At 39.3% G+C, this 18,770-nt stretch carries 19 protein-coding genes and 1 tRNA gene; 11 read left to right on the top strand and 9 right to left on the bottom strand.

Going from position 1 to position 18,770, the window contains the following annotated elements; genetic code table 11:
- Nucleotides 1-12: 12 nt before the first annotated feature.
- Both whiA and BN988_RS08165 read left to right on the top strand, forming a co-directional pair.
- The gene (gene whiA / locus BN988_RS08170) at nucleotides 13-963 is read left to right on the top strand and encodes a DNA-binding protein WhiA (RefSeq protein ID WP_036575036.1); all 951 of its coding nucleotides are present in this window, start codon (nucleotides 13-15) and stop codon (nucleotides 961-963) included.
- A 146-nt stretch (nucleotides 964-1,109) separates the two neighbouring features.
- On the top strand, nucleotides 1,110-1,361 hold the full coding sequence (locus BN988_RS08165; RefSeq protein ID WP_036575033.1) for an HPr family phosphocarrier protein: 252 nt from the start codon (nucleotides 1,110-1,112) through the stop codon (nucleotides 1,359-1,361).
- 161 nt (nucleotides 1,362-1,522) lie between these two features.
- On the opposite strand, the gene clpP is transcribed toward BN988_RS08165, so the two are convergent.
- From clpP to BN988_RS08135, 6 genes are all read right to left on the bottom strand, one after another.
- Nucleotides 1,523-2,131, bottom strand: coding sequence for an ATP-dependent Clp endopeptidase proteolytic subunit ClpP (clpP, locus tag BN988_RS08160; RefSeq protein ID WP_259343651.1), 609 nt, complete (start codon nucleotides 2,129-2,131; stop codon nucleotides 1,523-1,525).
- Nucleotides 2,132-2,668: 537 nt separating this feature from the next.
- The gene (gene nikC / locus BN988_RS08155; RefSeq protein ID WP_036575028.1) at nucleotides 2,669-3,574 is read right to left on the bottom strand and encodes a nickel transporter permease; all 906 of its coding nucleotides are present in this window, start codon (nucleotides 3,572-3,574) and stop codon (nucleotides 2,669-2,671) included.
- A gap of 35 nt (nucleotides 3,575-3,609) precedes the next feature.
- A complete protein-coding gene (locus BN988_RS08150; RefSeq protein ID WP_036575026.1) occupies nucleotides 3,610-4,614 on the bottom strand; it encodes an ABC transporter permease in 1,005 nt (334 codons plus the stop codon).
- Between the two features lie 62 nt (nucleotides 4,615-4,676).
- Entirely contained in the window at nucleotides 4,677-6,317 is a 1,641-nt protein-coding gene (locus BN988_RS08145; protein ID WP_147629693.1) for an ABC transporter substrate-binding protein, read from the bottom strand.
- A 50-nt stretch (nucleotides 6,318-6,367) separates the two neighbouring features.
- Entirely contained in the window at nucleotides 6,368-7,348 is a 981-nt protein-coding gene (locus tag BN988_RS08140) for an ABC transporter ATP-binding protein (protein WP_036575024.1), read from the bottom strand.
- Nucleotides 7,317-8,348, bottom strand: coding sequence for an ABC transporter ATP-binding protein (locus BN988_RS08135; RefSeq protein ID WP_036575021.1), 1,032 nt, complete (start codon nucleotides 8,346-8,348; stop codon nucleotides 7,317-7,319). The genes BN988_RS08140 and BN988_RS08135 overlap by 32 nt, the downstream gene beginning before the upstream one ends.
- Nucleotides 8,349-8,518: 170 nt before the next feature.
- On the opposite strand from BN988_RS08135, the gene BN988_RS08130 reads away from it, so the two are divergent.
- Nucleotides 8,519-8,594: transfer RNA gene (locus BN988_RS08130), tRNA-Arg, on the top strand.
- 119 nt (nucleotides 8,595-8,713) lie between these two features.
- Here BN988_RS08130 and BN988_RS08125 read toward each other — a convergent pair.
- Complete coding sequence (locus BN988_RS08125) at nucleotides 8,714-9,226, bottom strand: shikimate kinase (protein WP_231495206.1); 513 nt, start codon at nucleotides 9,224-9,226, stop codon at nucleotides 8,714-8,716.
- 196 nt (nucleotides 9,227-9,422) lie between these two features.
- On the opposite strand from BN988_RS08125, the gene aroD reads away from it, so the two are divergent.
- Both aroD and BN988_RS08115 read left to right on the top strand, forming a co-directional pair.
- Entirely contained in the window at nucleotides 9,423-10,178 is a 756-nt protein-coding gene (gene aroD / locus BN988_RS08120) for a type I 3-dehydroquinate dehydratase (protein WP_036575016.1), read from the top strand.
- A gap of 20 nt (nucleotides 10,179-10,198) precedes the next feature.
- The gene (locus BN988_RS08115; RefSeq protein WP_036575013.1) at nucleotides 10,199-11,119 is read left to right on the top strand and encodes a fumarylacetoacetate hydrolase family protein; all 921 of its coding nucleotides are present in this window, start codon (nucleotides 10,199-10,201) and stop codon (nucleotides 11,117-11,119) included.
- 134 nt (nucleotides 11,120-11,253) lie between these two features.
- Here the strand turns inward: BN988_RS08115 and BN988_RS08110 are convergent, their stop codons facing one another.
- Both BN988_RS08110 and BN988_RS08105 read right to left on the bottom strand, forming a co-directional pair.
- Entirely contained in the window at nucleotides 11,254-12,120 is an 867-nt protein-coding gene (locus BN988_RS08110; protein WP_036575010.1) for a YitT family protein, read from the bottom strand.
- Between the two features lie 144 nt (nucleotides 12,121-12,264).
- A complete protein-coding gene (locus tag BN988_RS08105) occupies nucleotides 12,265-12,648 on the bottom strand; it encodes a ribonuclease HI family protein (RefSeq protein ID WP_036575007.1) in 384 nt (127 codons plus the stop codon).
- A 343-nt stretch (nucleotides 12,649-12,991) separates the two neighbouring features.
- On the opposite strand from BN988_RS08105, the gene BN988_RS08100 reads away from it, so the two are divergent.
- The 6 genes from BN988_RS08100 (at nucleotide 12,992) to gap (ending at nucleotide 18,739) form a co-directional block, all read left to right on the top strand.
- Nucleotides 12,992-13,342 carry a DUF485 domain-containing protein gene (locus tag BN988_RS08100; protein WP_036575005.1) on the top strand — a complete coding sequence of 117 codons (351 nt, stop codon included), beginning with the start codon at nucleotides 12,992-12,994 and terminating at the stop codon, nucleotides 13,340-13,342.
- Complete coding sequence (locus tag BN988_RS08095; RefSeq protein WP_036575003.1) at nucleotides 13,339-14,868, top strand: solute symporter family protein; 1,530 nt, start codon at nucleotides 13,339-13,341, stop codon at nucleotides 14,866-14,868. Before BN988_RS08100 ends, BN988_RS08095 begins: the two co-directional genes overlap by 4 nt.
- A gap of 114 nt (nucleotides 14,869-14,982) precedes the next feature.
- Nucleotides 14,983-16,263 (top strand): RNA polymerase factor sigma-54, encoded by a 1,281-nt coding sequence (gene rpoN, locus BN988_RS08090; protein WP_036574999.1) that lies wholly within the window; start codon nucleotides 14,983-14,985, stop codon nucleotides 16,261-16,263.
- A 1-nt stretch (nucleotide 16,264) separates the two neighbouring features.
- Nucleotides 16,265-16,507: a glutaredoxin family protein gene (locus tag BN988_RS08085; protein WP_036574996.1), complete on the top strand. Its 243-nt coding sequence runs from the start codon at nucleotides 16,265-16,267 to the stop codon at nucleotides 16,505-16,507.
- 159 nt (nucleotides 16,508-16,666) lie between these two features.
- Complete coding sequence (locus tag BN988_RS08080) at nucleotides 16,667-17,686, top strand: sugar-binding transcriptional regulator (protein ID WP_036574994.1); 1,020 nt, start codon at nucleotides 16,667-16,669, stop codon at nucleotides 17,684-17,686.
- A 45-nt stretch (nucleotides 17,687-17,731) separates the two neighbouring features.
- Nucleotides 17,732-18,739 carry a type I glyceraldehyde-3-phosphate dehydrogenase gene (gene gap / locus BN988_RS08075; RefSeq protein WP_036574991.1) on the top strand — a complete coding sequence of 336 codons (1,008 nt, stop codon included), beginning with the start codon at nucleotides 17,732-17,734 and terminating at the stop codon, nucleotides 18,737-18,739.
- Nucleotides 18,740-18,770 lie beyond the last annotated feature (31 nt).

Below are 18,770 nucleotides of genomic sequence, written 5' to 3'. Positions count from 1 at the left end.
GGGGAATACCCAATGTCATTTGCATCCGAAATAAAGAAGGAATTAACAGCAATAGAGGTAGATGAATGCTGTAAAAAGGCAGAACTAGCCGCACTCATTCGCATGAATGGTGCCATTTCCTTATCAAAACAAAAATATGTGCTTGATGTACAAACAGAAAATGCTGCGATTGCCAGGAGAATTTACACCTTAATTAAATCCCTCTATCATCTGCCTGTCGAACTACTCGTACGCAAAAAAATGAAGCTAAAAAAGAATAATGTCTATATTGTACGGATGAAGGAAGAAGTACAGGACTTACTTGTAGATCTAGAGATTTTAACAACGAAGCATACATTTAGTAGGTCCATTTCTAGCAATTATATGAAGAAAACGTGTTGCAAGAAATCCTATTTGCGTGGTGCTTTCCTTGCAGGTGGTTCGATTAATAATCCAGAAACCTCTTCTTACCATTTGGAGATATTTAACTTTTATCAGGAGCACAATGATGCACTTTGTGAGCTTATTAATGAGTTTGGGCTCCATGCTAGAATGTTAGAGCGGAAGAATGGCTTCATTGTGTATATTAAGGAAGCAGAGAAGATTACGGAGTTTCTAAGTATCATTGGAGCACATAACGCTTTATTTAAGTTTGAGGATGTCCGGATTGTAAGAGATATGCGCAATTCTGTTAATCGTCTCGTTAATTGTGAAACCGCAAATCTAAATAAAACAATAGGTGCTGCATTCCGTCAGATTGAAAACATTAATTTAATTGAGAGAACTGTAGGCTTAGATCAGCTACCAGAAAAATTACGTGAAATTGCTGTATTACGTGTGCAGCATCAGGATGTTTCATTGAAAGAACTTGGTGAACTAGTAAGCAGTGGCAAAATTTCTAAATCTGGCGTTAATCACCGACTTAAGAAAATAGATGAATTTGCTGAAAAAATTAAGCGTGGAGACCTATTAGAGAACGGGTGAGGATTTTCTTTTTTAGGTCACCATGATATAATACGAATAATTTAAAAATTTTAAGATATAATGCTTTATAGATCCGGTATGGGGATCCCAAACCGGATAGTTTTTTACTTCAAATGATAACGCTTACGCAGAGAAGGGTGATGGCGATGCAGGAGAAACAAGTTAAGGTGGAATTACCAACAGGATTGCAGGCTAGACCAGCTGCAGAATTTGTACAACTGGCAAACCGTTTCAGTTCTCATTTGTATTTAGAAAAAGAAGGCAAGCGGGTTAATGCTAAAAGTATTATGGGCTTAATGAGTTTAGCAGTTGCAAGTGATGAGGAGATTATTATCTTTGGTGATGGAGAAGACGAAGATAAAGCTATCCAAGAATTAGCTGCCTTTGTAACAGAATAAAATCCCTTTCTTAACGAAAGGGATTTTTGTCTCTTAGGGATGATAAAATGCTTGTTAGGAGCAAGTACGGTTCAGTTACTGTTTTGACACCCTAAATCAAAGAAAAATGTCCACCCTCGTTACAAGATGAGCGAAGGTGGACATTTTTTGATTTCCAGAAATTATTTATCTGTATTACGTTCTAAAATTTTGTCAATTAGACCATAGTCAACTGATCTTTGAGCTGTCATAAAGTTATCGCGATCTGTATCACGCTCAATAACTTCAATTGGCTGTCCAGTACGTTCAGATAGGATTTCATTAATTTTCTCACGCATTTGAATAATACGTTTTGCATGAATTTCAATATCAGTAGCTTGACCTTGCGTACCGCCAAGTGGCTGATGAATCATAACCTCACTATTAGGAAGAGCATAACGTTTTCCTTTTTCACCTGCTGCAAGTAGGAATGCTCCCATTGATGCTGCCATCCCAGTACAGATTGTAGAAACATCTGATTTAATAAACTGCATTGTATCAAAAATAGCCATACCTGCTGTAATTGATCCACCAGGTGAGTTGATGTATAGAGAAATATCTTTCTCAGGATCTTCTGCCTCAAGGAAAAGCAATTGTGCTACGATTGAATTTGCTACATTATCATCAATCGCGCTTCCCAGCATAATAATGCGGTCTTTTAATAGACGTGAGTAAATATCATAGGCGCGTTCTCCACGATTCGTTTGTTCAATAACTGTAGGAATTAAATTCATTTGTAAATCCTCCTTCAATTGTTTCACTTTTATCCATGTTTTGGATTGGATATACTTATCATACCTAATAGGTCAAAAAAGGTCAAATAAAATAGTTCGACACGTTTCACCTTATTAGTAGAGCGGTATGTATTTCACCTTAACTGGCTTAAGACCGCACTTTAAAAAATGCAGGGGAAATCCATCATACAAAGTGGGGGAAACTGCCAGAAAAGATCCGATTCATTCAACTAACATATAGTAGGGAGGATAGGGAACCCTCTCATCAAATGAAGTTTCACTTTATACTCATTCCATCATTCCCTTATTACAAGGAAAATAAACCCATCTTCTCATCGACATATATCACGGATACAAAACGATAGAGAAGATGGGTAGATCTTAATTCACATTGTCATAAAATTATCCCGGTGCAACCGTCCGTAAGGTTCCCACTTCAAAACATGAGGTGAAACAGCGTTTTTAGTGGGAGTAAACGGACGCTAACACCCCGATTCGTTCAACTAAACAATCAGTGGGGGAAAAATGAAAACCCGCACTGATTGAAGTTTCACTTTATTGTTTTAATCGGGGATCTAGGGCATCCCGTAGGCCATCGCCAAATAAATTAAAGCCAAGGACGACAAAGAAAATTGCAAGACCAGGAAAGGCAACAACCCAAGGAGCATTTTGAATCGCAGCTCGTCCATCACTTAACATTGCACCCCATTCAGGTGTTGGCGGCTGAGCACCAAGACCAAGGAAGCTTAAACCAGCTGCATCCAATATGGCAGTCCCAACGCCGAGTGTAGCCTGTACGATAATCGGTGCAACACAATTTGGAAGGACGTGCTGTATAAGAATTCTGCCATGTTTAGCCCCAATTGATTTTGCAGCCTCAATATATTCATTTTCTTTGATAGATAACACTGCCGAACGTACAATCCTCGCAAATTGTGGAATTCCCACAATACCAACCGCAATCATAGCATTTTGTAGACTCGGTCCAAGTACAGCAACCAACGCGATTGCCATGAGAATACTTGGAAATGCCATCATAATGTCAATAAAGCGCATGACGATTTGATCAATCCAACGTCCATAATAGCCAGCGATTCCTCCAAGTAAAACACCAATAGCGAGTGAAATACCTACTGCAATGACTCCTATTTGGATAGAGATCCTTGTCCCATAAACAATCCTAGAAAATATGTCTCTGCCAAGTTCGTCTGTTCCGAGTAAGTGGTCAGAGGAGGGGGCCTGATAGCGATTGACGATATCTTGGGCAGTTGGGCTATGTGTAGCAATCACAGGTGCTAGAATAGCAGTTAGAACAAGTAACACAATGATAATCACACCGATAAGGGCTGTTTTACTCTTTATGATTCGCAACCCCGCTTCTAGCCACAAGGGAATTGGTTTAGAAGCTTTTAAGGATTCTCCACTGGCTGCATTTGTTACGGGTTCTGGAGTGCGCGCCATCGTAATCACATCCTTTCAAATGTCCTGCAACGCAATTATTCATAACGAATCCTCGGATCAAAATACTTATACAAGAGGTCTGTTAATAAGTTAACGAGTACAAATATCGTTGCGACAATTAAGATCGTGCTTTGCACAACGGGATAATCCCTTCCTAAAACGGCCAAATACACATATCGTCCGATGCCTGGCCATGAAAATATCGTTTCAGTAAGCACGGCTCCTCCTAGCAATAGACCGAATTGCAATCCGATAACTGTAAGGACAGGAAGGAAGGCATTTTTTAAGGCATGGTGAAAGATAATCAATCGTGTTTTTAATCCCTTGGCATCTGCGGTACGAATATAGTCTTGTTTCATCACTTCCAGCATGCTGGAGCGTGTCATTCGCGCAATAATAGCCATTGGTATGGTCCCTAATGCAATGCCAGGCATTAGTAAATGTAAAAAGGCATCTTTAAATCCACGGAAATTCCCTGTCAAAAGACTATCTAGCAGATAGAAATTTGTTATGGTATTCATTTCGATGCCTGGTGTCAGTCTGCCAGAAGGGGGGAGAATATTTAGTTTGACGGAGAAGAACCAAATCATCATAAGACCAAGCCAGAAGATGGGGAGTGACACACCAAATAAAGCACCTGTCATACTGATGTTATCAAACCAGGAATATTGCTTTACTGCTGCAATTACACCCGCGAGAATACCGATGCTAACGGCAAGTAACATAGCAAATAAGGTCAGCTCTACGGTTGCAGGTAGCTTATGTAACAATTCATATCCAATGGATTCCTTTGATTGAATAGATTGTCCCAAATCTCCCTGAAGTATATCTCCTAAAAAACGGCCGTACTGAACAATGTAAGGATCATTCAGTCCGAGTTCTTGGCGTAACGCACTCAATTGCTCCTCTGTTGCCTTTTCTCCAAGCATACTACGTGCAGGATCACCAGGAATTAAATGAATGAGTGAGAACGTAATAATGGAAACACCAATAAGAACAGGGATGAGCATCAGCAAGCGTTTGGTAATATATTTCAGCATCAAACACACCTCCTTTTATTGGAATGGTGCCGTTGTAGCTCCACGGCACCACTCCTGTTACATTACTCTTGAATATCAAGCATATTAAAAGGTTCACTTCCAGTTGAGTGTGGCACATAATCAACCACTTTGCTGTTTGCTGCAATTGGCGGTGTTGTATGGGCAATTGGGAACCATGGTGCATCCTCATGAATTAATTCCTGTGCTTCCAAGTATAATTCTGTTCGTTTTTCTTGGTCCATCTCGGTTTGGGCTGCCTTCAATAAATCATGAACTTCATCACTCTTATAGAATGCAATATTTCCAGCTGAACCCATTTTTGCATTGTCCTTATCGAGTAGGACATAGAGGAAATTGTCTGGATCTCCGTTATCGCCGGTCCAACCTAAAAACGCCATGTCATGTTCACCATTTTCTGTTAGAGACAAATGTGTGTCCCAATCACTTTCAATGACCTCTACATTAATGTTTACTTCTTTCAGCATTTCTTGAATTGCTTGTGCACTTACTTTAGGTTGAGGCATGTATGGTCTTGGGTTAGAGAACGTATTTAATGTAATATCAAAACCATCAGCGTAGCCTGCTTCAGCGAGCAATTCTTTCGCTTTTTCTACATCGTATCCATAGTCTTCAATGTCATCATTATATCCCCATAATGAAGGAGGAAGAGGGTTTTTAGCAGGCTTGCCGATTCCTTCGTAAAGGGAAACAAGCTTTTCTTTATCGATAGCCAAGTTAATCGCCTGACGGACAGCTTTTTCAGCAAGTGGGCCCTCTTTATCCGTGTTCATCGCCATATAACTAATATTCATGGATGGACGTTCGATATTCTGTAAGCTTTCATCAGCATCTACCGTTTGAATATCCTGAGGGTTTAAGCCTGTCATCATATCAATGGAACCTGATTGTAGTTCCATAAAACGTGCACCATTATCAGGAATTGTACGGAAGATTACTTTATCTACCTTTGCTGCATCTCCAAAATAATCATTGTTTTTTGTAACTGTAATGCTGTCATCCGGTACCCATTCGCTGAATACAAATGGTCCTGTTCCAACAGGGTTTTTGAAATAATCTTCTCCATGTTCTTCAACAGCTTTAGGGCTCGCAATTCCGAAAGGAGGCATTGCAAGGGTTTGTAAAAATGGAGCATTAGGCTCACTTAGCGTGAAGGTTACCTCGTAGTCACTAGTAGCTTCCACGGATTCTATAATCCCCCCTAAATCCTCTTCGGAAGCTCCGAACATGTAGCCGTAATAAATATATTCAGCAGATGTAGCCCAACGCTCGAAATTAAATACAACGTCTTCTGCTGTGAAATCATTTCCGTCATGGAAAGTCACATCATCTCTAAGCTTAAAAGTCCAGGTTAACCCATCTTCACTAGGCGTCCACTCTGTTGCTAGTGCAGGTTTTACTTCTGTACTGTCTTCCTCGTAACGTACAAGTGTGTCATAAATTTGATTCGTAACATAAATGGATTCGCCATCGGTTACTTTTGATGGATCTAACTGAATGGAATCCGCGCCACGACCGAATATGAGTGTCTTTTCACCAGCTACCTCTTCTGCGCCATCCTCATTTCCTGATTCCTCATTGGATTCTTCATTACTAGAACCCGTATCATCACCAGTACACGCACTAACAGCAAGCAGCATTGCAAACAACAAGACCAGTATTCCTAACCATTTTTTGTTTATCACTATTTATCCCCCTCGTATGATTTCTTTCAACATTTCTAGAAGCTGTGTGATTAATTCACCACCTCCTTTGCAAAGTGGCAGGCAGCCATTTGCCCTGTTAAAGACACTTGTTTCATAGTTGGCTTTTCACTGCGACAAATTGCTTCTGCGAATGGACAACGAGTATGAAACTTGCATCCTTTTGGTGGATTCGCTGGTGAAGGTAGATCACCTTTTAAGATGATTCTCTCTTTTTCTTGATGAGGATTTGCTTTTGGTACAGCAGATAGAAGCGCCTGTGTATAAGGATGTTTAGGAGATTTATAGACTTCAGCTGCTTCTCCAACCTCTACTAGCTCACCTAAATACATAACCGCCACTCGATCACTAATATGATGGATAACACTTAAATCATGGGCTATAAAAATGTACGTTAGTTTAAATTCCTCTTGGAGTTCTTCTAATAAGTTTATAACCTGGGCTTGAATCGATACATCTAAGGCGGAAACCGGTTCATCACATATGACAAGCTCAGGATCTAGTGCCAATGAACGGGCAATCCCGATACGCTGCCTCTGTCCGCCACTAAACTCATGGGGATAGCGAGATTTGTGATAGGAACTTAAGCCAACTACATCAAGTAGGCGGTCCAGCTTTTGCTTACGCGCTGCTTTTTCCATCTGAAATATTTTCATTGGCTCTGTAATGATCTGTTCAATTGTCTTCCTTGGATTAAGGGAAGCATAAGGATCCTGAAAAATTAGTTGCATTTCCTGTCGTAACTTTCGCATGCGTTCCCCACGAAAAGCCGTTATATCCTCTCCTTTATAGATGAGCTGTCCCTCGGTTGGTTCGGTCAATTTTAAAATAGATCTACCAGCAGTAGATTTGCCACAGCCACTTTCTCCAACAAGGCCTAGTGTTTCTCCAGCTTTTACAGTGAAAGTGATGCCATCCACTGCTTTTACCATGTCTTTATTACGTGAAAATAGCGAAGTACCTTTTGTAGGAAAATGCTTTTTAAGATTTTTCACTTCCAATAGGGGTTTCATTGAAGGATTCCTCCTCGCTAATAACTTTGTCATGAAGGAAGCATCTAACTGCATGGTCATCTTCTACATTCTTTAACAGGGGGTCTGCATGCAGACAGCTCTCCATTGCAAATTTACATCGTGGTGCAAAATTGCAGCCAGTAGGGAGAGAACGCAAATCAGGTGGCATCCCGGAAATAGCTTCAAGTTTCTGCTTCTTTTCCGTGATTTTAGGAATTGAGTGCATGAGACCAAGTGTATAAGGGTGTTTTCCATTATCGAATAACTTTTTTGTCTCCGTATACTCTGCTGGCTTTCCTGCGTACATCACCATTACCCTGTCACAAACTTCTGCGACCACACCAAGATCATGGGTAATCATAACGAGCGCCATATCCAGTTCTTTCTGCATTTTCTTAAACAACTCTAAAATTTGTGCTTGAATGGTCACATCTAGAGCGGTAGTTGGCTCATCTGCAATAAGCAGGGAGGGATTACATGATAAAGCGATAGCGATCATAACCCGTTGTCGCATTCCTCCACTAAATTCATGGGGGTAATTACGAATTCTATTGCGGGCATCAGGTATTCCAACGAGATCTAGTAACTCTAATGCCCGATCAAATGCCTGTTTTCTAGTTAGCTTTTCATGAGCCAAAATGGTTTCAACCAGCTGTTTTTCTACGGTAAGCACAGGGTTAAGTGAGGTCATCGGATCTTGAAAAACCATCGCAATTTCTTTCCCACGTATGGCTCTCATCTCCTTGGGTGATTTTCTTAATAAGTCTTCTCCCTTAAATAAAACCTCTCCGTCCACAATCCGACCAGGGGGAGAAGGTATCAGTCCAAGAATGGATAATGCTGTAATACTTTTTCCAGAACCTGATTCGCCTACTATTCCTAGTGTTTCTCCAGGTTTCACAGAAAAGTCCACCCCGTCAACTGCCTTCACCACACCGGACTTGGTAAAAAAATGTGTATGCAGGTTTCTTACTTCAAGAAGTGATGAATCAATTTGCATAGGACTCCTCCTCATAGATTGCTGCTAATAAATTATATGAAACATGCCCTTGGTTTAATAACTTACTAGTTAAAAAACAGTACTTTCGTGCCTTTTTTTAATAAAAAGCTTGTATCTAATAATCAGGGGCGTTATAATAGCCTATGTGTCTTATTTGAAAAATAGAATTTGCGCCCGTAGCTCAGTTGGATAGAGCACTGGTTTCCGGTACCAGGTTTGCCGGGGGTTCGAATCCCTCCGGGCGCGCTATAAAAAGAAAGAGACAGCTCTTGGAAAAATCAAGAGCTGTCTCTTTTTCATTTATCTTCGTTCAACTAACAATCAGTGTGGGAAGAATGAAAATCCCCACTGATTGAAGGTTCACTTTATAATAATTGTATTATTTCGTCGGCGGCTTCGTCGATGGATAAATAATCCGTGTTAATTTTCAGATGGTATTCCTGGTAGATTTTTTTTCTAGCATGAAACAGAGTTTTCATTTCATCAAGGCTCTTCCCTTGTAGCACGGGTCTTGTCTCGATGAGTTGTTCACACCGATCGACCCATTTATCCCAGGATAGTTCCAAATGGATAACATAACAGGATGCCATACAAATTTCTCTCACTTCTGGCTGCAGAAATGCTCCGCCTCCTAAAGATAGAACCTTCTTTTTTTCCTGACTATAGGATTGAATCATTTCTTTTTCTTTTTCTCGAAAATATTCTTCACCATATTTACGAAATATTTCCGGCACAGGAAGCTCATGTGCTTTTTCAATCTCTGCATCGATATCGATAAGCTGTCTCCCTGTTTTTTTCGCTAAAGCTTGTCCTATAGATGTTTTTCCGACCCCCATAAATCCAGTTAAGGCAATACTTTTCTTGTCTTCTCGCTCCATGGTCACCCTCATTTCGCAATGTAATTAATTTATTCTAGTATAGGGGAAAGATATCATATTGTAACGTTGGATGATAAGAGATTCACCTTAAAGGTAAGGTTTTATGCTATATAAAGAAAGAGCTAGTGAATTATCTGATAATGTAGGCCTAAAAATGATAGAATAGGTTTAGAGAAATACTACTGGAGGATACCAAATGAAACCAATCAAGGTAAAACACATTACAATAGGAGAAGGGATTCCGAAAATAATTGTTCCAATTATGGGATACTCTGAGTGCGAATTACTGGAAGAGATCGCTTATATTAAAGAACTGAATCCGGATATTATTGAATGGCGGGCAGATGCTTTTAAGAGAGTGGCAGATTACGCTGCAGTAGGTCATATGCTGAGTCTAATTCGCGAGAAGGTACCTAACACACCACTATTATTTACCTTTCGAACTGAACAAGAGGGCGGTAATTGCCCTATGTCCTTAGTGGACTATTTCAATCTAATAAAAGTGGTACTTGATACGAAACGAATAGAACTCATAGATATGGAATTACTTACAGATGAAACCATGCTACGAGAAATGATGAACCATGCAAAACAAAAAGGCATAAAGGTTATCCTGTCTAACCATGAATTCACCCACACGCCTGCAAAGGAGACCTTGCTTTTTCGTTTGCAAAAAATGGCCTCGCTTGGTGCAGATATTCCTAAGGTTGCGGTGATGCCACAGACGGTGAAGGATTTGCTAACACTATTGGATGTGACCCAGGAGGCGAAGGAATCAGGACTACCTGTCATTACTATGGCGATGGGGAAACTAGGTTTATTAAGCCGTCTGTCCGGAGAAATTTTTGGAAGTGTTGCTACGTTTGCTGCTGGTAAGCACCAATCTGCACCCGGCCAGATCTCCGTCTCACAACTAAGAGAGGTACAAGACATTATCCATCAACACTCCTAAAATATTAAAGAGGTGAGAATATGAAACTTGTTAGCTATAGAAAAGGAAAAAATAACCCATTTCGGATTGGGGCAATGTTAGATAAAAAGAATGTATTGGACTTGGAGGATGCATTTAGACAAATGGAGATCGCAAATGGGGGAGAAGTTACAGAGAACTTTCCAGCAGACCCGAATGCCTTTTTTCTCGCTGGGCCAGATACATTTGAACTAGCGAAACAGGCTGTGAACTATGTCGAACTTAAACACGTTGAGCCATTACAGTTTGACAGAGAAGAGGTCGAATTGGGTACGCCTATTTCACGCCCTGGAAAGATCATCTGTGTTGGGAAAAACTATGCTGAACATGCAGCAGAAATGAAAAGTGACATACCAGACTACCCTGTATTATTTGCCAAGTTTGCTAACGCATTGATTGGACCAGAGGACGCAATTAAGAAAAGCCATTTAACAAGCAAGCTCGATTATGAGGCTGAACTGACTATTGTTATCGGCAAAGAAGCTTCCAATGTACATAAAGAAAATGCTGGTGAATATATTCTTGGCTATACAATTGGAAATGATATTTCTGCTCGAGACCTACAAAAACGTACACCACAATGGTTACAGGGAAAAACCCTTGACCGCAGTACACCTGTCGGGCCATGGATTGTGACAGCTGATGAGATTACTGATCCGGCTAATCTGAAAATAAAATCATTTGTGAACGGGGAGGAACGCCAATCATCAAATACGAAGCATCTTATTTTTAATATTCCTTACCTAATTGAATTCATATCCTCAATTATGACATTAGAGCCAGGTGACATTATCTTGACTGGTACTCCGAATGGTGTCGGTTTTGCTATGGACCCGCCAGGATTTTTGAACGACGGTGATACGGTTAAGATTGAGATTGAGAACATCGGAGAATTAGAAAACCGCGTGGAAGATCTGCGATAAAGTTAGTCCTTTTTCTTCTGGGAGATAGAAGATGAAAATAAAAGCCAAGCGACTATAATACATCGCTTGGCTTTTATAAACTGTTTTGGGATTTTAGAACTATCATGTTAAGGAGTGTTCTTCCTTTTTATAAATTAGTGACCTACGCTTTTGAATCTTCCTCCATGAACTTCTTGCGTATCCATTATAGTCGTAAAGGCCCCTGGATCAATACCATGTATAAGAACTTTTAGCTTGGCCACTTCAAGTCTAGTCACGACTACGTAAATCACTTCTGTATCCGTTTCCTGGTAGCTGTTTTGACCATACAGCTTGGTTACACCTCTTCCAAGCGTCTCTCCTATTTCATCAGCGATCTCGCTTGTTAAATTGGAAACAATTATGGCTGCTTTTGTTTCATTAAATCCTTGCCCTACTGCATCAATTGTTTTGGATGCAATGTAATAGGTGAGGATGGAAAACATTGCCTGTTCCCAGCCAAGCACAAATCCTGCCCAGAGAAAGATAAAAATGTTAATAAACATCACAAACTCACCGACTGAGAATGGAATTTTTCTCGATAATATAATACCCAGGATTTCTGTGCCATCCAATGCACCGGAGTTGCGGATGACAATCCCAACACCTGCACCAAGTGAAAGACCACCAAATACTGTTGCCAGCAAATTGTCATCTGTTATGGGTGCTACATGGTGTAAGGATGACTCAACGATAGCAAGGGCGAGAATGCTAAATAGGGAGGAAAACAGAAAATCCTTCCCGAGTCGTTTTAGTCCGGCATACAAAAAAGGAATATTGATAATTAATACAAGCACCCCGAAGCTAAAGTCGGTTAAATAGTTGATTAACAGGGAGGTACCGATAATCCCGCCATCAATAATTTCATTAGGAACGAGAAAAAGCTCAATAGAGGCTGCTGCTAAAGCTGCGCCAATGAAAAGCATGAAGTACCTCATAATAAGATGAGTAATACTCTCTTTCTTTCTTCTACGGTGTGGCATGAACTAAACTCCTTTATTTATAGTATTTCGCTTATCCAACCTTAAATAGCAGTAAGACCACAATTTAAGAATGCAATCGGAATCAACTGCCAGTAAAGGTTCAATCGTTCAACTAACATTTGTAGGGATCGGCCAAATGAAGTTTTACATTATAGCTTGCTTAGAGAGTCTGTCTGCATGATAGTTTTGCTTCTCGGGTATCCATTTAATAAAAAAGTAGGGAAACGTAGCAGATTTTTGGACAATGGTTTCTAAAAATGGCTTATAGCTTTGGTTACGGGTAAAGTTCTTTTCCACTACATCAACCACCAATTTCGAATCAGACCGGATTGAAATAATCTCATCAGGAAAATGCTCCTCACAAATTTCCAAAGCTTTTATTACTGCGAGAAATTCTGCCTCATGATTGGAAAGTTCTCCTAAAGGTATCGCATACTCAAATTTAGTTTTTCCTTGTTTTATGTATATACCTGCACCGCTTTTACCTGGGTCTCCACGAGAGGCACCATCTGTATAAACTTCTATCATACATTCATCATCCTTACTAATATTTTAGTGGCTATATAATCGACAACCTTTTGTAAAAATCCCTCGAAACCACCATATTAACTATATCAAAGTATAACGTGATTTTCAGATTTGAGGTATGACATAAGGAACGATACTATGGGTTCTATCTATTCTGCGCTACTGTACATAAAGTTATCATTTAAGACAAACTTCCTCTATCTCAGTATGTAGACTAAGACTATACTACCAATTTAAAGAATATTCCTAAAATTTATTGTAACTTAACAAAAATTAGTATACCATTTATTTAATCAAATCATGCTTGTACTCATATGGAGCATGTAATCAAGGAGGAAATAGGATGAGTTATGAAAGCGGATACAAACACGAAGATTTTACAGAAGGTAAACCAGACTATCAGAAAATCACCGAAAGTTCTTCATTTAAGAATTTACTTGCAAAGCGTAAAAGATTCGTTGTCCCGTTAACCATTATATTTTTAGTGTTTTATTTTCTGCTCCCGATTTTAACCTCTTACACCACTCTTTTAAATTCTCCAGCGATTGGTGATATATCTTGGGTATGGATTTTTGCATTTGCGCAATTTATTATGACGTGGGTGTTTTGCATTATCTATGTTAAAAAATCTGCGCATTTTGATAAACAATCTGATGAAATAATAGCTGACCAATTAGGGGAGGGGAAAGAATGAACGGAACGGTTGTGACACTTTTTTTAGTAATCGTCTTCGCTACATTGGTTATTACTTATTTTGCAGCTAAAAAGACTCAAACAACTGGTGATTTTTATACGGCAGGTGGCGGATTAACCGGTTGGCAAAATGGACTTGCTATCGCTGGAGATTATTTGTCTGCAGCTTCCTTTTTAGGTATTGCTGGAGCCATTGCGCTTTATGGGTTTGATGGTTTCTTTTACAGTATTGGCTTTTTAATAGCGTACTTAGTAGTTATGTTTTTAGTAGCAGAGCCTTTGAGAAACTTAGGTAAATACACACTTGCTGACATGATAAATGCGAGGTTTGATGCAAAAAAGGTAAGGGGAATTGCTGCCCTAAGTACGCTTACGATTGTTATATTTTATATGATTGCGCAGCTCGTAGGGGCAGGTGCTCTCATCCAACTATTATTCGGGATAGATTATTGGATTGCCGTACTAATAGTTGGGGTAATGATGACTATTTATGTATTATTTGGAGGCATGACTGCGACAAGTTGGGTTCAAATTATTAAAGCGGTATTATTAATGATTGGTACTGTTATTATTGCTTTTATGGTACTCGCAAAATTTAACTTTAATATACTTGGAATGTTTAGTGAAATGAAAACAGCGACGAGTCATGGGGCCGATTACTTAAACCCAGGGCTAAAGTACACCGTTCCTTTGGACACGATATCCTTAATGTTGGCACTTGTATTAGGGACTGCTGGTTTACCTCATATCTTAATGCGTTTCTTTACAGTGAAAAATGCTAGAATAGCAAGAAGCTCCGTCGTTACTGCTACATGGGTTGTTGGAGTTTTTTATATACTAACGATTTTTCTAGGGTTTGGGGCAGCTGCTTTTGTGGGCGAGGAACTTATAGCTGCAGCTAATCCGGCTGGAAATATGGCAGCACCTTTATTGGCTGAAGTACTTGGTGGTAATTTGTTAATGTCATTCGTTTCAGCAGTAGCATTTGCCACGATACTTGCAGTTGTTGCAGGGTTAGTTTTGTCAGGAGCTTCTGCATTTGCACACGATATTTATGGACAAATTATAAAAAAAGGTAATGCAACGGATAAGCAGCAAATGTTGGCAGCACGGTACGCTTCTTTAGGTGTTTCTATCTTTTCTATTCTACTTGCATTATTTGCTCAAAATATGAATGTCGCCTTTTTAGTATCGTTAGCGTTTTGCGTGGCGGCAAGTGCGAACTTACCTGTTATTCTTTACACGATATACTGGAAGCGTTTTAATACAAGTGGTGCTGTAACAGCGATGGTATTAGGGTTAGTTTCTGCATTAATTTTGGTGGCAATTAGTCCGAATGTTTTTTCACCCATCGAAGGCGCAGCGCTATTTGTAGGGGAACCTATCTTCTCGTTAACTAATCCGGCTATAATATCTGTTCCATTAGGTTTCTTAGGGGGATATTTAGGAACAGTTCTCTCTAAAGAAGTTGACTTGCAACGGTATGCCGAAGTCCAGGTGAAAGCAAACACAGGGTATCGTGAATAGTAGAGAGAAATGTTGAAAACATATTCAGATTTAACACCTATATGAAGTGTAAGCTAGATGGAACTGTGATTTTATGGCAAAATAAGAGTTAGAGTATATATAGGGGGGGTAAGGATGAATTTACTACAAGAACAGGTACTTGAACGTAAAATGAACCAATCCCTTCTTCAGTCTCTCCAATTACTGCAATATTCAAGTTTTGATTTAATGGAATATATAAAGGAAATTGAAAAAGAAAATCCTTTAATAGGTGAAGTTATTTATCAGGATGATGTTTCTTATTTCCATCCATCTAGAGGGGGGCTAGTAGCCCCTATCGAATTAAATGTGAAGGAATTAACCATGTATGAAAAATTAAAGAAGCAATTGTATATGCTAACTATACCAAAGGAGATACATCATGCCGTTTTATATGGAATTGATTCATTAAATGAAAGCGGGTACCTTGAAATTGATTTGGAATTTTGGGCCAATGCTTGTGACATAACACTGCAAAGCGCTGAAAAGGCACTATTGTATATTCAGTCGTTGGAACCAACTGGTATAGGGGCCAGGTCACTAAGCGAATGCATTTACCTACAATTAGCACAAGATGCCCCCGACCCTGACTTATTACAAGACTTGTTAGGAGATAATCTAAATTGGGTTGCTGCAGGCGATGTTTTATCTATATCAAAATATTATAGTTTGTCCGAACCTGAGGTAGAAGGCTTGTTGGCAAAGGTTAGAAGATGCGATCCAAAACCAGGGAAGCGCATAACAACCAAAACGACGAACTATATTACTCCGGAAGCTTCTATTTATAAGCAACAGGGAAAATGGCATGTTTCGTTTTTTTCTTGGAGCAGCCCTAGCATAAAGATAGATCCAAATTATAAAGAATTCGTGTCAGATGAAAAATACGTTGTACGTTACCTTAATAATAAATGGAGCCAAGTTGAATCACTTAGAAAAGCTATTTCATATAGACATAATACATTAGAACGGGTGATTCATTGTATTATAGAGAAGCAATCTCCTTTTTTCGAAAATGGCTTGTCCATGCTTCAACCTTTAACACTAAAAGAAATTGCAGATGTTCTTGAGTTGCATACTTCTACAATAAGCAGAACGGTTTCAAATAAATATATTCAAACAGCAAGTGGAGTATTTCCATTAAATTTTTTTCTGCAATCTGGAATTCAACAAGCAGATGGCACGAAAACTTCTTCCATTGTTGTGAAACAACAAATCGCTGACCTGGTTAAAAACGAAGATAAACGGAAGCCATTATCAGATAGAGAGATTAAGGAAAAATTGGAAGCAGTGTACGGGCTACACATCGCCCGAAGAACCGTAATGAAATACCGAGAGCACCAGGAAATCCCATCTTCTAGCAAGAGAAAGGAAACGTGAGATGAGAAATGTAATTTTATACACAAAGAACCCTTGTTCCTTATGTGATGAAGCAAAAATGATGTTGGAGCTTCTTCAAAAGGATTATAGCTTTAATTTAATAGAAAGGGATATCGAAACGAATGACGAGTGGATGGAGCGCTATCATTTGCTTATCCCATGTGTGATTATCGGAGAGGAATCGTTCGATGGTTCCCAAATAGATTGGGATACACTTGTACGAGCATTACAAAACGGTGAATAGCTAACTTCCTTTTGGGGAAGTGTAAAACCTGAACGATTCATTTTAGTTGTGAAATTTTATATCTTTGCTATAATAAATGTCGAAGGAAGTTTTTTTTGATGTTTCTGGGACATAATATAACCATCTGGGACATTTTGTGTCCAACAAGAGGGGATCTGAATGAGTGATCTAATTGATTTGCAGAAAAAACTAGTTCCAGATTTAGTGGAAGTAATGCAGCAAAGGTATGCTGTATTGCACAGTGTAGACCTGTTCCAGCCAATTGGAAGACGTAGTTTAGCGGAAAACACTGGTATGTCTGAAAGAAATGCTCGTAGTGAGGTTGACTTCTTATCTAAACAAGGACTCATAAAAATTACCACAAAAGGAATGTATATCTCAAAAGAGGGTAAGGTAATTCTAGAACAGTTGGCCGAATTTATGAATGAAATTAAAGGTTTAAGTGTTTTAGAAAAGCAAATCAAGGATAAATTGAATATTGAGCAGGTCATTGTGGTACCTGGAAATAGTGATCAATATGAATGGGTCAAACAGGAAATGGGGAAAGCATGTGTTTCCTTTCTTCAGTCTGTAGTAGATAACGAGGATATCATCGCAGTTACTGGTGGAACTACGATGGCAGCTGTAGCGAATGTCATGAACCCATTAGATAAGGCAAATAATTATTTATTTGTACCAGCGCGTGGGGGAATTGGGGAAAAGGTAGAAAACCAAGCCAACACAATTGTTGCTGAAATGGCGAGAAAAGCCGGGGTACAATACCGTTTGCTCTATGCGCCAGATCCTTTGAGTGAATCTGCTTATCAGACAATTATTAACGAGCCATCTATTAACGAGACACTTCAGCATGTTAAGGGAGCAACAGTTGTCCTTCACGGAATTGGCGATGCCATGACAATGGCGAAACGTCGAAAAACACCCGAGCAGGTTGCTGTGGAACTCTACAACAAACAGGCTATCAGTGAAGCATTTGGTTACTATTTTGATGCAATGGGTAATGTTGTATATAAGGTACGCACCGTAGGCATTCAATTAGAGGACCTTCAAACAATCGATCATGTTGTAACCATTGCGGGCGGTAGCTCCAAAGGAAAAGCAATTGATTCTTATTTTAAACAAGGGAAGAGCAATCTTCTGATCACGGATGAAGCAGCTGCGAAAGAGATATTGAAGGGGTAACCCTTTTATATATAAAATTAATTTCTATTTATAGGAGGAATATACATGGCAGTAAAAGTAGGTATTAATGGTTTTGGTAGAATTGGACGTAACGTATTTCGTCAATCACTTAAAAATGATGAAGTAGAAGTAGTAGCAGTAAACGATTTAACAGATGCTAATATGCTAGCACACTTGTTAAAATACGATTCTGTTCATGGTAAACTTGATCAAGAAATTTCAGTAAATGGCTCCAACCTTGTTGTTGGTGGAAAAGAAATTAAAGTACTATCTGAGCGTAACCCTGCAGATCTAGGCTGGGGAGATCTGGGTGTAGAAGTTGTTATTGAATCAACTGGTCGCTTCACTAAAGGTGAAGATGCACAGAAACACATTGAAGCTGGAGCGAAAAAAGTAATTATTTCCGCACCTGCACAAGATGAAGATCTTACACTAGTTATGGGTGTTAACGATGATCAATACGATCCATCTAGCCATAACATTATCTCTAACGCTTCTTGTACTACAAACTGTCTTGCACCATATGCAAAAGTATTAAATGATAAATTTGGTGTTAAACGTGGCTTGATGACAACAATTCACTCTTACACTAACGATCAGCAAATCCTTGATTTGCCACATAAAGACTACCGTCGTGCTCGTGCAGCAGCTGAAAACATTATTCCAACTACAACTGGTGCAGCGAAAGCAGTAGGTAAAGTACTTCCTGAATTAAACGGCAAATTAAACGGTGGAGCAGTTCGCGTTCCAACTCCAGACGGTTCTCTAGTTGACCTAGTAGTAGAGTTGGATAAAAACGTAACAGCTGAAGACGTTAATGCTGCATTGAAAGAAGCTGCAGAAGGCGATCTTAAAGGAATCCTTGAGTACAGCGAAGAGCCACTTGTTTCTTCTGATATCGTAGGTAACTCACATTCATCAATCATTGATGGTCTATCAACTATGGTACTTGAAGATAACATGGTTAAAGTAATCTCTTGGTATGACAATGAAATGGGTTATTCTTCACGTTGTGTGGATCTAGCTGCATTTCTTAAAAAACAAGGACTGTAAGATTCACCTTACCAGCAGTCAGGTTAATTAA

It is taken from the genome of Oceanobacillus picturae (genome assembly GCF_000612865.1).
In the GTDB taxonomy this organism is placed as follows: domain Bacteria; phylum Bacillota; class Bacilli; order Bacillales; family Amphibacillaceae; genus Oceanobacillus_B; species Oceanobacillus_B jordanicus.
Note: the sequence above shows the minus strand (reverse complement) of the source record. Positions and strands in the feature narration are given on the sequence as shown.